The organism is Emticicia sp. MM, assembly GCF_001649495.1.
The window spans coordinates 1-13668 of the sequence record NZ_LXHX01000010.1; the positions used below are offsets into that span (position 1 = coordinate 1).

The 13668-nt window shown below is 36.9% G+C and carries 12 protein-coding genes; 10 read left to right on the top strand and 2 right to left on the bottom strand.

The features are described 5' to 3' along the window. A partial coding sequence (locus tag A6M55_RS01425; protein ID WP_229235460.1) for a histidine kinase occupies positions 1-1598 on the bottom strand: 1598 nt, incomplete at its 3' end. Positions 1599-1925: 327 nt separating this feature from the next. On the opposite strand from A6M55_RS01425, the gene A6M55_RS01430 reads away from it, so the two are divergent. The 10 genes from A6M55_RS01430 to A6M55_RS01475 all read left to right on the top strand — a co-directional run bounded on the left by A6M55_RS01430 (position 1926) and on the right by A6M55_RS01475 (position 11778). Further along, entirely contained in the window at positions 1926-2147 is a 222-nt protein-coding gene (locus tag A6M55_RS01430) for a response regulator transcription factor (RefSeq protein ID WP_064196213.1), read from the top strand. Then, complete coding sequence (locus tag A6M55_RS01435; RefSeq protein WP_064196214.1) at positions 2144-2470, top strand: LytTR family DNA-binding domain-containing protein; 327 nt, start codon at positions 2144-2146, stop codon at positions 2468-2470. Before A6M55_RS01430 ends, A6M55_RS01435 begins: the two co-directional genes overlap by 4 nt. Positions 2471-2573: 103 nt before the next feature. Then, complete coding sequence (locus A6M55_RS01440) at positions 2574-6947, top strand: LamG-like jellyroll fold domain-containing protein (protein ID WP_064196215.1); 4374 nt, start codon at positions 2574-2576, stop codon at positions 6945-6947. A gap of 24 nt (positions 6948-6971) precedes the next feature. Continuing rightward, positions 6972-7781: a nuclear transport factor 2 family protein gene (locus A6M55_RS01445; protein ID WP_064196216.1), complete on the top strand. Its 810-nt coding sequence runs from the start codon at positions 6972-6974 to the stop codon at positions 7779-7781. 129 nt (positions 7782-7910) lie between these two features. Beyond that, on the top strand, positions 7911-8732 hold the full coding sequence (locus tag A6M55_RS01450; RefSeq protein ID WP_064196217.1) for a DUF6597 domain-containing transcriptional factor: 822 nt from the start codon (positions 7911-7913) through the stop codon (positions 8730-8732). A gap of 72 nt (positions 8733-8804) precedes the next feature. After that, entirely contained in the window at positions 8805-9599 is a 795-nt protein-coding gene (locus tag A6M55_RS01455) for a DKNYY domain-containing protein (protein WP_156510957.1), read from the top strand. Between the two features lie 8 nt (positions 9600-9607). Beyond that, a complete protein-coding gene (locus A6M55_RS01460; RefSeq protein WP_064196219.1) occupies positions 9608-10054 on the top strand; it encodes a nuclear transport factor 2 family protein in 447 nt (148 codons plus the stop codon). A 100-nt stretch (positions 10055-10154) separates the two neighbouring features. Beyond that, on the top strand, positions 10155-10544 hold the full coding sequence (locus A6M55_RS01465; protein WP_064196220.1) for a LytTR family DNA-binding domain-containing protein: 390 nt from the start codon (positions 10155-10157) through the stop codon (positions 10542-10544). A gap of 22 nt (positions 10545-10566) precedes the next feature. Then, a complete protein-coding gene (locus tag A6M55_RS01470) occupies positions 10567-11376 on the top strand; it encodes a nuclear transport factor 2 family protein (protein ID WP_156510958.1) in 810 nt (269 codons plus the stop codon). Positions 11377-11397: 21 nt separating this feature from the next. Then, complete coding sequence (locus tag A6M55_RS01475; RefSeq protein ID WP_064196222.1) at positions 11398-11778, top strand: hypothetical protein; 381 nt, start codon at positions 11398-11400, stop codon at positions 11776-11778. Positions 11779-11922: 144 nt separating this feature from the next. Here the strand turns inward: A6M55_RS01475 and A6M55_RS01480 are convergent. Beyond that, positions 11923-13668: glycoside hydrolase family 88 protein (locus tag A6M55_RS01480; protein WP_064196223.1), on the bottom strand; the 1746-nt coding region annotated here is incomplete at its 5' end.

A 13668-nucleotide genomic window follows, 5' to 3' on the forward strand; every position in this document is an offset into this window, starting at 1 on the left:
CCAATACCATTATCAGAAATAAGGAGTTTTACTTGATTTTCGGTGCGAGAAAGTTCAATTTTTGCCTCAGTTGCCTTTGAGTGTTTGATGATATTGTTTATCAATTCCAAACAAATACTGTAAAGCTCAAACTCTACTTTTTTATCCAGTTTCTCGAAGGTATCATCAATCAGCAAATTGAATTTAATGCTTGAATTTTGGTTTACTTTCCTTACAAAATACTGCAAAGCGGCTGTAAGTCCTTGTTTTTCAAACTCTTCTGGAAGTAGATTATGGGAGAGCAGCCTTACTTCGTCGTAAGCATTCGATAACATCTTTTTAAGGTTTTGATAGACATTTTTTTCTTCTGGAGCGAGTTTGTTGGCATCAATAGCATCCATCGTCCAGATAAGCGACGACATCGTACTACCCAAATTATCGTGTAAATCGGCGGCTACACGTTTGCGTTCGAGGGTTTGGCCTTGGAGTAGAGCGGCTGAAATCTCAGCATTTTTATTGATTAAAGATTGATTAACATTTCTTAGACGTTTATTGGTATAAAGTACGTAGATAGTAGATAAAATACCAATTATACTTAATGCAGCCAAAAACCATCGAAATTGATTTTGTTTGGCATTTTCTGAGCGTAATTTATCAAGTTCAGCCTTTTGAAATTTAGCAGTTTGTTCGTGTAAAACCACTTGAGACTTCATTCCTTCAATATTATTTTTTTCTATTTTCTGATGTTCATTGATTAAAAATTGCTGATATTTTTCAAGAGCTTCTAAAGCAACTTTGTTGTTTCCTAAACCTTTATGCACTTCATACTCAAATTTTGGGTATTTGTTAATCAGAGATTCTTCGTAACAAAACTCTTTTAACTTTGGTAAAAACTTTTCAGCTTCAATAAAGTTTCTTTTTTTTAAGTAATAAGTGATTAATTCTTCATAAACATTATAATGCATATATTTATCATGTACTGATTTATTGGGTAGCAATTTTAGTGTAGGTTTAATGTAGGCTAATGCTTTTTCGAGGCTGTCTAATTGTAAAAGATTATATCCAATATTTAATTTGTTACCCAAGTTGTTGACTAATTTGGGGTCGTTCAACCTATCGTATTCTCTGTAAATTTTTAAGGCGTTTGTTAAATCATTTTTCATATTGTAATAGATGCCTTTTGCATTTAGCGAATTAAACATCAATCTTGTGTTTTTTGCTTTTACAGCAAGTAAATATGCTTTATCAAAATATTTTAATTCATTTTTTACTCCTTTGTAAGTATAAGTTAGACCTAAACCCATTCTAATGAGCGTTAGTGCTTGATGGTCATAATCACTCAGCTTTTCAAATTGAGATTCGGCTAAGGCATAAGATTGAAATGTTTTTATATGTTGCCCAGTATTATAGAACCCATGCACTGCATTCCACAAATTATAGATTGCTTTCCCTTTTAACCAATCATTGTTTTGGGAATGTTTTCTTAATAAACCAAGAATATATAATTCATTAAACTTTTGAACTTCCTTTCTATCTGTATAATTAATACACTGCATCAGTGAATCTAACTCAATAATCATTAAAGTATCTCTTCCGATTGATTGTGGTTTTTGTTCCAAAGACAAATACCGAGTTTTATGCCTGATGAAATCTGATTGTGCATAGCTCAAAATGGGAAAAAGAATAAGAAAGAAGAGTGCAAAAAATACGGATTTCATTCTCATAGTAGTTGAATTATTATTTATAATATCTTGCTAATTAGGGTTTTGAAAAATAAGTAAACTATTACTTAGATTCAAGGAATCTCTCCAATTTCTCCTCAAATATCATGGTTTACCATGAGTAAAAAACCATGGTAAACCCTTAGTTCAATTCATGGAAAACCCTGAAGAATTTATCTTTTGTTTGTCATCAATTTTGTATTCATATTCTTACAGCTAAAATCTATGAAACTTACACGCCGTGAAATGGAAGTCTTACAACTTATCGGAAAGGAACTTACCACCGAGCAAATAGCTACTTATCTGCACGTGAGCGTTCCGACAATCGAAACCCATCGCCGTAATCTGTTCCGTAAAGTTGGTGTACAGTCGGTCATTGGGCTTGTAAAAGAAGCCATACGAAACAATTGGATAAAAATTGATAATCAAACATCTATACAGCCATGAAAGATATTTTAGTTGGTGGGCATACCACAGTAAATCCCGAAAATGTAGTATTGCTCGTAGCCTCAATCAATTATACGGTCATTCATCTATCCAACGGCAAGAAAACGATTGTTGCTACTCCATTAAAAACCCTTGAAGCTCGTTTTCAGCCTTATGATTTTTACCGAACGCACAAATCGTTTATGGTTAATCTGGCCTATATCAAAACGTATATGCCAACACACAACAAAGTAGAAATGGTTGATAATCAGAAGGTTTTAGTTTCACGAAGAAAAGCAAATGGATTAAAAAGGTATTTGCACCAGCAATCAAAAGACCGTTAAATCGAAAACTCTACCGATAAATCGAATTTTGAAGAAGGTTTTCGGGAAGATTATAAAATTTGATAAATCTATTAAATGAATTAGGTCTAATTATTTACAATCAATGAAAAAACTATACATAATTTTTATTGCATTATTAGGACTTCCCTACTTTTCATTTGCTCAGGGCCGTCCAGGTATTCCAGGAGTCTTCATTAATCCTGTGGCATCTACCTGTAAAAAAACGAATGGTTTGATATTCACTGTTGCCGCTCCAGTATCTGGTGGAGCTCCAACCTCTTATGTATGGACTATCAGTCCAATCCTTGACCATCAATCAAATCCTGTTGCAAGAATTAATGGTAGTACAACATTCCCTCTTGAAGTTGCGGGTAGCACTCAGGGCAGAACCGTTACGATTGATATTTTAGATGCTTTGGTCTATACTTCTGTAACCATTTCTGTAAAAGCTAAAAATAGTGCAGGAGAAAGTAATGCACGAACCTACACACTGGCATTGAATGAAATCCCGACAGTTCCCGTAATAAACTCAAACGTCATCAATGCAGGTTCATTTGCTACTCTTACCTCCGTTGGTTGTAATGGCAAGGTTAATTGGTACGCCAATCAAGAGACAAGCTCATTACTTCAAGCAGACACCGACACTTTTAATACAAGTGTAATGTATGAAAGTAGGCTTTATTATGCTAAATGCGTTTCTGATTTTGGTTGTGTTGGGCCTGTTGGCAGAAAAATGGTAAGTGTTGTCGAGGGTACTTATGAATGGGCCGCAGATGTAATTACCAAGAACAGTGATATTCCGGGCCGAACCACTGGAGGAGCAATAGCAATTGTAAAAACAGATGCTTCGGGTAATTTTTACATAGCTGGTAACATGGTGAATGCTTATAATTATACGCATAATAACACGACAAATGTTATAAATGGCTTTCATCTTGGAGAGTCCGAACTCTTCATCATGAAATTAGACCCTAATAGAAATTTTTTATGGGGTAAATCGCTCGGTATGAAAGACTCAAATGATGGCTTTGCCGACTTAGAAATAAGTAATGACGGTTTTGTTTATCTATTGACCAGTCACGGTGCTACGGGAGACGCAGAGGGGAATTCTACTACTCCTACTGATTTTAGATATGATAACATAAATTATCAGAATATCTGGTTTAGAGGTGGCACATTGACCAAAGTGAATGCTTCAACAGGAAATGCCATTTGGGTAAAGAGTGTCAATCAGTTAGATAATGGATTCACTCGTTGGGCTGGCCCCGTTGAGGTAAATGCAACCAGAGTTTTCTCAGTTGAAGCCATGACACCCACAAGCCAAAGTTGGAACATTCCCATGCTATTTGCTGCAGAGTTAAGCACGCTAAATGCCAGTTCTAATAACCAGATTGAAACAGCTAATAAAATATGGAAACTTGGAGGTGGCATAATGACCGATTTAGAATTTAGGTATTTCGGTGAATATAAATTAATTAATAATGGTAATAGCATGATTGTAACAGGTTATGCTGGAATAGATTGGGACGTCTTTGTAATGTGCCGATTAGATAATATAAACACAAACACGCCCACAGTCGCTTGGAAAAAAGATGTTGGTAAAGGCGTACATGGCTTTACAGTTGATAATAGTGGTAACGTATATACCATAGAGTCGATAGGGTTTAGTCCTAATTCTCCAAGTTCTATTTATACATTCGCTGGCGAAAATTTTGATTTAGGATGGGGCTATTCTCATGGATTCATCAAGAAATTTAATGCCAATGGTACAGAGGCTTGGGCTTTGAAATGGGATGCTCCTAACTATATTTCGGGTGGAGCTTATGACAAGATTCTTTCGGATGGTACAAATATTTATGCCATGAGTTCGATGTCGGAGTCATTTGTTTCGATTGGCGGCAAAGTAACAGGAGGCCCCGAAGTAAACAAGTGGTTAGTAAAAGTAAAACCCGATAGAACTGTTGATTGGGTTCACAACCTTAATTTAATGGGGCAACAATTGGATATTTCGTTCTATGTAAACCCTCAAAATTTGTTTTTTTATGCAAGTAATATCAACACTACACTTGGTATATTCAATTTAGCACCGGGTTTTTCTTTTGATAATAATCCCGAAGGTGCTACGCTTATTAAGTACCGACCAATAGACAGAAGTTGTTTGCCAACCAGTCCATCAAGCATTCAAACCCAAACTGTTAATTTATGTAAAGGACAAAAAAATGTGAGTTTTTCGGTAAATAACTCTCAAAGTACATTGAAATGGTTTTACAGAGGCAAGGGGGTTCCGCTAAATGCAGATACAGGGAACCAGATAAGCCTCAATATCAATGTAGATGCTACCTCAGATACACTCTACTGTGTGCCTTCAAATACCTGTGGAGCGGGTAATTATCAGAAGATTTTCTTGAACATTAATCAAAATTCACCAACAACACGGTTATCTCCTGCAACTGACGTAAACTTTATCGCTAACAATACCACAAGTTTTAAAGTAGATTTTACTGGCACTCCACCTTATAATTTCACAATGTCAGACGGTTCGGTCTATACAAGTACGACCAACTCAAAGATATTTGAAAAAAACGGAATCACCCAAAGTCAACTTTTTACCATCTCAAGTGTTTCTGATGCTGCTTGCCCTGCTGGTTTGAACTACGGTGAGGTTTTCATTACACTCCCAAGATGTTTAGATAAAGCTTTAAAATTATCGGATGGTTCTTTCAGGAATGTAGATGGCTACTTTTTTAACGGCGATAGAATCACGGCTTCGGGTCTGCCAGATATGAACAACGAATGGACGGTAGCGATGTGGATTCACCCATATAATACATTGGGGTCAGGAATTTTCGGAGGAGGAGGCCTTTACATTGGTTTGGCCAATGAACATTTAGTTGTAGGTACAACAGAATTGACTAATGTTTTAATCGAAAAAAATAAATGGACACACATTGCTGTTTCACCCTACCCAACTGAAGGTAAAATATTTGTTTATAAAAATGGCATTCAAGTTGCATCTATTGCCACAAACGCCAATTATGATATGAATAATAGTGGCTTTACCATCGGCAATGATGGTGGAGCGGGCCCTTACTATAGAGGTTTAGTTGATGACGTAATCGTTTTGAATTACTCGTGGCTGATTGATGATGTAAGGAAGTTTATATTAGGTAATTTAGGCGATTACTCCTACGATTTAAAATACCGTTTAGGTTTTAACAATAACGGAACAGGTTCGGGTATAACCGTCTCAAACTTGGCTTTAAACGGAACCGCTGGAAATGCCACAACCGCTGGCCCAACAACGGCATTTCCTGATATATGTACAGTTCCACCTGCCCCAAATCCGATTACAACCAATGTTACAAACTTTTGTAAAAGTACAGTGGCAGGTTTTAGCACCGATTTTACCCAAAATACAACTTATGCTTGGAGTTATAGTGGATCTGATGTGAGTTTGTTTAGAGAATATAATACAATTAAGCTAATTTTTGGTCCAAATGCAACCTCAGGCGTACTCAGTGTTCGTGCTTATAGCCCGAGTGGTTTTAGTGCCCCAGTAAATTATACAATTAATGTTGGAAATTGTAACGCCATACCTTGTTTTAAAAACTCAATAAAAATGCAAGGAACAGATAATATTGTGGTTTCAAATACACAAGATATCAATACTGGTGCAACTTCAATTGCTTTCTGGATGAAACCCAATTCCTTCGAGGGCAAGGGGATTATGGTAGCAAATTACAATTTCGGACAAAATTTTATTGGTTTTAGCAGTGCAGGGAATCTTTCTTTTGGAAGCACAAGTTCTTGGGGTGGATGGAGCGTTTCGGAAGTTGTTACTCAAATTCCATTTTCAAATACGTGGCAACACATTGCCCTATGCTCCAATTTGGCCAATAACTCTACTATCGTTTACTTGAATGGCGTTTATTTACAGACAATTCAAAATGCTGTCTTATTTACAAGTTTTGGTGGTTTTACTATTGGGAACGACTACAGGGCTAATTCTGGATTTAATGGAGAATTAGACGAAATAACGGTTTGGGATAAACAACTTTCGGCTGCCGAAGTCAGTCAGATTTACGAGGCAAAAACCTTGACAGGACACGAAAATAGCCTCGTGATGTACTATAACTTCAATAGTATAACTGGGCAAGGTCCAAATATAGCTATTCCTAATAAGGCTGTTTTCAATTCTCAAAACTTTTCTGGAACCACAAATAGTAGTACCCCAACAAACCCTATCGTTTCACCATATTCTGGAGAATCTATTACTAATTCTGTTTCGGGGGTTATCAATTCAAACAGAAAAATAGTGAGTAATAGCATCTTATATGCTCCGCCGTCAAATCAGACAAATATTATATCTACTGGTACAAATGTAGAGTACTATGCTAACAATTCTGTAATGCTTCAGCCAGGTTTTAAAACCGACGAAGGGGCTGTATTTAAAGCCCAAATCGCTGGGTGTAATTAACAAAAAAATAAAATATCAAACCCAATGAAAAAACTTATCATCTCCATCCTCTGCTTCATAGCAGCCATTCAGTTTTCGTTCGCACAATCGAATATTGAGAAATTATTAGATAAGGCCATTGAAGAATATAGCCAGAACCCTGCTGCCGCTATTCAGAAATACGGCTCAGATGATTTTACTTTTACTAATGCCGAAGGTAATATGTTGAATAAAACTCAAACAGTACGGGTCGCTTCGGCAGGAAAGTTAGAAGATGTAAAATTTACTGATAGAAACATTAAAATTTACGGTAGTATTACAATCGTTAAAGGCATCAATACATCCAGATGGAACATCGGTGGTACGATTATTAACTACAAAGATGTCTTCACGTACATTTATCAAATCAATGGAAACGACATCAAATGGCTTTCGGCTCAACATTCGTTGATTACTCCTAAAGACCGTAATAAGGCTTTATATAAGGAAATAAATATGTTGGTAAGTGAAAGAAAATTAGCGGAAGCGAGTAAATACTATTCAGATTCTCATGAAATAAAAGGCATCGGTAAGGGTCCAAAAGCATTAGAAATATTTAATCAAAAAACAATAGACGCCTTTCCAGACCTTCAAATAAAAATCATCGAACTCATTGCCGAAGGTGATTTGGTATTTGCTCGTTGTGAAGCTACGGGTACTCAAAAAGGAGAATTCAATGGAATACTACCTACGGGAAAATCCGCTAAAATTGCCCACTGGACGGTTAATCGTTTCAATGCCGAAGGGAAAATCGTAGAAAGCTGGAATCTGAATGATAATCTATCAATGATGCAACAGTTGGGAATTTTGAAGTAATAGTTATTCATAAAATGCCCCAATAGTTTTCATCTATTTTAGCATCACTTCCCCAAATAAAATAGATGAAAACTATAATTATCCGATTTATTTCCATAAATTGCTTTCATTGGAAATAAGAAAACTGCTATGTATTATCGTAAATTTCTGCCTCCACCTCACCTCCTTTCGTATATAGAATGTTTCTATATATGGGAAACCGATTTCTTACATAACCCCATCCTTGTCGAATCGCCTCCCAGTGGTTTTTGCTCAATGGTTTTTAACTACCAACAGAGCTATCAAGTAATCAGTGCCAAGCATCAAAGTCAATTCATCAGTACGCCTCAAAGTTTTATTACAGGGCAAGCCACCAAAAGCTACCAACTACAACTTCAAGGACAAATCGGCATGGTTGGCGTTGTTTTTAAGCCATCGGCAATTGCGAGTGTTTTCGGGCTACCTATGTATGAATTTGTGGACGAACGCCACGACCTAAGGGCGGTTTTAGGGAAAGAAATCGACACTATTGAAGCCAAAATACAAGATTGTGTTTCGCATAGTAAGAGAATAGAAGTTTTGTCGAATTATTTTTCTTTCAAATTATTGAAGGCAGAACTAAAAAATACCAGAATTGATTATGCCGCAAATTTGATTGGCGAACAAAACGGATTAGTCAATCTTTCCGAATTGGTTGATGATATGTTTGTGTGCAGAAGGCAATTCGAGCGTCAGTTTTTAGTAAAAGTCGGGGTTTCGCCAAAATACTACGCACGAGTCCGAAAAATAAGCCATTTGTGTAAGGTAATTGCCTCAAAACGGTGGAATATTGATGATTGGCAAGAGTTGATTTTTCAGAATGGCTACTACGACCAAGCTCATTTTATCAAAGAATTTAAAAGTTTTACAGGTAAATCGCCTTCATACTACCTAAAAAACAACATCGAATTAGCCAATTTTTTAGATTCCTAAAAATGTCGCATTTCTACAATTTTTTAAAATCAGAAGTTCTCAATTTTGGGTATTCAATTCAATATTCAAATCATGAAAAAACTTCTATTTTTAGCCACTATTGCCGCTTTGATGTTGTCGGCATTTATCGAAAAAGAACCCGTAAGTAAACTCAACGGAGCATACATAAGAAGCGAATTTAAGTTTGGCGATATGACCGAATGGGGCAAAGACAAAGACCGAAAAGTAGTTAAGATTTTTAGAGATGGCTATTATATGGTATTTTATTACGACGACCACCGCCCAAACAGAAGGCTTTTTGATGGTGCAGGCGGAGGTACTTACCAAATTATTGATGGAAAATACCACGAAGGGCATGATTTCTATTCGTGGGACTCGACTCACGTTGGGCAGGTAACTGTTATGGATTATAAAGTAGATGCCAACGTATATGAGCAGTATGGTAAAATAAATACTGCCAAATACAAAGATTATCAAGTAACCGAAAAACTGAGTAGAATAATACCCAATGAACCACTTAAAAACAGCCAACTCGAAGGAGTTTGGGAAATGACGGAAGGTACTTGGGGAGGTAAAAGTAAATTTGGAGAAGGCAAATACAAAGATGCCACCGTCAGAATGATTTTTCAATACCCAAAAATGGCAGTGGTTTATTATACGCCTAAAAATAAAGGATTTGATGGGGCGGGCTTATTTACGTATCAGTTTGATGGGAAAAACTTCACAGAGTACAACGAAGGCTATTCTTGGGACTCAACCCACGTTGGCACAACAGGCAAGTTTTTAATCAAAACCGATGGAAAAACGTTTACCAAAACCAGTAAATCAATACCTGGATTCAAAGAAGTTTTCAAACGTATAAAATAAAAATAACCATGACTACCGAAACTAAAAACAACGAAACAACACAGTCGCTCACTCGCAAAGGCACTTGTGTAGAATTTTTCTCAGCTTATCAAGACCATGAATACGAAAGAATGGTGTCGTTATGTTCGGCCGATGCCGATGTAAATTTTACGCCACTTGGCGAAAACGGTGTCGGAAAAGTAGCCGAACTGGGTAAAGGACTTTGGGCCGCCTTGATGGATAGTTTCCCTGATATTGACAACACAATTGATACATTTGAAGAAAATGACGATGCTATCATTTGCAAGGTTTCTATCTTTGGCACACAAGCAAAAGATTTTGCAGGAATCCCCTCAAAAGGGTTAAGGTTCGAATCAGACCATATTTTCATGTTCCGCTTCAACGATGACGACCAAATCACTTCCATCGAAATCAGTTGGAATCACGAGAGTTTTTGTACGCAATTAGGAAGCTAATTCAGTAAAAATCCTGCTTTAACTATTATTCCATCAGTGCTACACTGGTGGAATAATATACTATTGCCTTTATGCTAAAAATTAACCTCTAAACTTTAACATGAAAACAAATAAAATTGCTGTGGGCGGCCGTACATCCGTAAACCCAGAAGATGTAATAATCCTAAAGGCCGATATAAATTATACGATTATTCACTTCAAAAACGGGCAAAAATGTATCGTTGCTACCCCTCTTAAAAGCCTCGAACAACAATTTGAGCAATATAATTTTTATCGAATTCACAAGTCGTTTATGGTCAATTTGGCATACGTAAAAACGTACTTTCAAACCAACAACAAAGTCGAGATGATAGATAATCAGAAGGCTTTGGTATCGAGACGAAAAGCAAATGGACTAAAAAAGTATTTGTTAGCAACCGATAAATCGAAAACGCTACCGATAAATCAAATTCGAGACTACCATAAATCAATTATCATAAAATTTGGATAATCAATTCATAATCAATATCGAAATGAAAAAACTTATTATTACCCTCCTCTGCTTTTTAGCAACCATACAGTTTTCATTCGCACAGTCGAATGCCGAACAACTGGTAAGTAAATTAATTGATGATTATCGCCAAAACCCAAGCTCGGCTATACAAAAGTATGCCGAGGATGATTTTTTATTCATCAATGCCGAAGGTGGTTTTTGGGATAAAAAAACGTTAGTAGGTCGGATTTCATTCGGTAAATTGGAAGAAGCCCTTTATACAGACAAGAAAATAAAAACCATTGGAGACCTGGTTGTTTTCACGGGTGTTAATCATTCAAGATGGAACTATGGGGGTAAAATCATCAATTATAATGATGCTTTCACTTATACATTTAGGATGAAAGATAACGACATTAAGTGGCTTTCAGGACAACATTCATCGGTTACGCTAAAAGAAAGGAACAAGGCAATTTTCCGTGAATATGAGCAATTGGGTAACGAACAAAAAACTATTGATTATAGTAAGTTTTATGCAGATTCATTTGAAGTCAAAGATGTGGGCAAAGGCCCAGCAGCGGCAGAAAAAGTTAGAAATCTTGCTCGAAAAGGATTTCCAGATTTAAAAGTTCAAATCATCGAACTTATTGGTGAGGGCGATTTACTATTTGCAAGATGCGAAACCACTGGCACTCACTTGGGCGATTATTATGGAAATAAAGCTACAGGTAAAAGCGGAAAAATTGCACACTGGGTTGTTTACAGATTCAATGCCGAAGGTAAAATTGTAGAGTCTTGGACTTTGAACGATAATCTGTTATTAATGCAACAGTTAGGAATTATTAAATAAAATCGAAAACACTTTTTAATCATGACACGTCAAACCTACATTCTTATCGTCAGTATCTATGGTTTTTTGCTTGGAATAAGTATGCTTTTATTACCTAAAATGGCATTGAGTTATTTCGGCATGAATCCAGAAGATATGTTTACCATAGGTCTAATGCAGTTTTTCGGAATTCTGCACATCGGACATAATTATATGTCTTTCATGCTTCGCAAAACCACCGATACCACCGTAGCTAAAGCCTTTTTATTAGGCGGAGCCTTTATCTTATTCGCATCATTGGGCTTAGGGATTTATAACGTTTACGGAAGAAACCTTCCTATGCACAATACTGCTTGGCTCGATTGGAGTCTTTGGGGAATTTTAGGTGCAGCAAGCCTTTATTTTTGGAGTAAAGAAAAATAATTTTTCATACTAAAAATACGCTTTTTCCATAATGGGTAACCGTTTTTAAGCAACTTTTTAAACATCAAAGGCACGCCAGAAAAGCGTGCCTTTGATGTACTTTCCAAAGAGATTTCAATAGTGAAATTAAGGTAAGAACCCAAATTATTTTACTCCCAAAGCCCATTTGGCTAAATCTTTGGCGGCACTAAAGTTTTCGTAAATGATTGGAATTCGGCGTCCGTCGGTGTATTCGTTATATAACCATGGGTCACCAACGATAAATACACTGCCTTTACCCACTTTGGCAGTGGCTATGATATTGTCGCCACCTTCGCTTACAATCGTTTTGGCTGGTGCTTTCACATTGAGCGTTACTAATTCTTTGATATAAACCAATTTTGTGTTCTTAAAAACAGGATTTCCCGCAGGAATATCTACTCGGCCTTGTTCCCATTTTGTACCTTGAACCATGTTTCGGCTTTTGTTCGTAAATTCTACACCAAAAGCTTTTGCCAATTCATTAAAATGTGGAATCTCGCAGTTAGCAGTATCATTGGCCATCATAATGAGTGTTCCGCCAGCTTTTACCCAATCAGAAATAACTTTAATATCTGATTTTTGAACAAAATTTGGATTGGCAGTTTCTTTCTTTGTGTCTGGGTCAACGATGATGTAAACATTTACTCCTTTCAGATTCGCTGCCGTTGGAGCGGCCGAAATTGTTTTTAGTTTTGCTCCCAGTTCTTGGTAAATTTGTCCCCAAACCCAAAAACCTGAATGCATGCGGTCATCCCAAGTGTAGTGGAAAGATTCTTGATTTCCATTCAAATCCTTTCGGAATTCATTATTGAAATAATTATCTACGGCTACGGTTTTGCCTTTGCCGAGTGAATTTTCGGCTGCGATTTCCATTTCAACACTTGCAAAAATAAATGGTCCAACGCCTTTCAAATCATTTTTGCGGATTGGTTCGCTCAGATAATATTCGTAGCTACCATCACGGTAAGGCGTTCCGCCCAAACCTCCAACACTGACAGTTTTATTGAAGCTGATTGTGCCGTCTGCTTCTTTTTCTACAAATTCTTTCAACATTCCTGCGTAACCTTTTTTGGCAGCGGCTAAATAAGTGGCTGGCAAATAACCTTTGCGTACACCTTTGGCGAGGGTATAAACAAACATCGCCGAACCAGAAGATTCAAAATAATTGCCTTTGCGAGTACCTTGGGTTGTCATCTGATACCATACGCCAGATTTTGGGTCTTGGTATTTGACCAAAGCAGGAGCAAGGCGTTGCAGATATTTAATCAAATTGGCTCTTTCAGGGTGGTTTTCGGGGAAATAATCAAGCACATCGACCAAAGCCATGGCGTACCAGCCAATCGCACGACTCCAAAAATGTGGCGAAAGTCCAGTTTTTTTATCAGCCCATTTTTGTTCTTTGCTTTCGTCGTATCCATGATAAACCAATCCAGTTTTGGCATCAACGGCATATTTTTCAATCAATGCAAATTGCTTGGCAATATCATTGAAATGTTCTGGTTTATTGAAAATCTTGCTGTATTCTGCCGCAAAAGGCTCGCACATGAAAAGCCCATCAAGCCACATTTGGAATGGATAACGTTTTTTGTGCCAATAGCCCCCTTCGTTGGTTTTTGGTTGATTTTCGATTTGTTTCCAAAGTAAATCGGCTGCTTTTGCGTATTTCTCTTTATCGGGTTGAGATTGTTGGGCAAGCATCAATAAAGCACGACCTGTTGGCACATTATCAAGATTGAAATCATCATATTTGTAAGTACGAATACTGCCATCTTTCTGCACATAACGGTCTAAATCATGGCGGATATATTCAAAATATTTGCCATCTCCCGTGCGATACCACACTTTTTCGAGAGCTTTTAGCATTAAACC

Coding starts and splice junctions, on each gene's coding strand:
- A6M55_RS01460 (WP_064196219.1), top strand. CDS start 9,608: ATGACTACCGAAACTAAAAACAACGAAACAACACAGTCGCTCACTCGC.
- A6M55_RS01430 (WP_064196213.1), top strand. CDS start 1,926: ATGAAACTTACACGCCGTGAAATGGAAGTCTTACAACTTATCGGAAAG.
- A6M55_RS01440 (WP_064196215.1), top strand. CDS start 2,574: ATGAAAAAACTATACATAATTTTTATTGCATTATTAGGACTTCCCTAC.
- A6M55_RS01445 (WP_064196216.1), top strand. CDS start 6,972: ATGAAAAAACTTATCATCTCCATCCTCTGCTTCATAGCAGCCATTCAG.
- A6M55_RS01470 (WP_156510958.1), top strand. CDS start 10,567: ATGAAAAAACTTATTATTACCCTCCTCTGCTTTTTAGCAACCATACAG.
- A6M55_RS01455 (WP_156510957.1), top strand. CDS start 8,805: ATGAAAAAACTTCTATTTTTAGCCACTATTGCCGCTTTGATGTTGTCG.
- A6M55_RS01465 (WP_064196220.1), top strand. CDS start 10,155: ATGAAAACAAATAAAATTGCTGTGGGCGGCCGTACATCCGTAAACCCA.
- A6M55_RS01475 (WP_064196222.1), top strand. CDS start 11,398: ATGACACGTCAAACCTACATTCTTATCGTCAGTATCTATGGTTTTTTG.
- A6M55_RS01450 (WP_064196217.1), top strand. CDS start 7,911: ATGTATTATCGTAAATTTCTGCCTCCACCTCACCTCCTTTCGTATATA.
- A6M55_RS01435 (WP_064196214.1), top strand. CDS start 2,144: ATGAAAGATATTTTAGTTGGTGGGCATACCACAGTAAATCCCGAAAAT.